This is a genomic window from Vibrio sp. S457-15, from assembly GCF_000960545.1.
GTDB lineage: Bacteria > Pseudomonadota > Gammaproteobacteria > Enterobacterales > Vibrionaceae > Vibrio > Vibrio parahaemolyticus.
In genome coordinates, this window is the sequence record NZ_JYOQ01000029.1 from 1 (window position 1) to 380 (window position 380).

The following is a 380-nucleotide window of genomic DNA, read 5'->3' on the forward strand; positions in this document are numbered from 1 at the left end:
ACGGGAGCTAAAGTGTTCAGTAAGTTGAGTCGCAACGGCGAGCTGCCGATTGAGGTTCTGGATATTGGACGCGTGCACGGCAGTGCTGCGTCGCATATCGAAGTGCGTGGCCAGGGGCAGGCGCACCGAGGGCCTGAGGTTCAGTGGCGGCCGGGTGAAGAATTCATCCGTGAAGAGACCAAAGGGCAGGGCTATTTCAGTTGTGGGTGGTTGTTTGGTGCTGAATACAAATTCGATTTTGATAGGCTGTACTCAATGTTGTCTGGCCTAACCGCCGAACGTGTGAGATCAGTAGTCAACAACAAAAAAAGGTGTTATGCATTTAACGTGGCAAATCGGGTGGTATCAGTGAACGAAAGCAACCTAGAAGTGATAGATTC

1 pseudogene is annotated in these 380 nt (G+C 51.1%); it reads left to right on the top strand.

The window, feature by feature from the left end:
- A pseudogene (locus UF05_RS04775) lies at positions 1-380 on the top strand (GTP-binding protein); the annotation flags it as partial.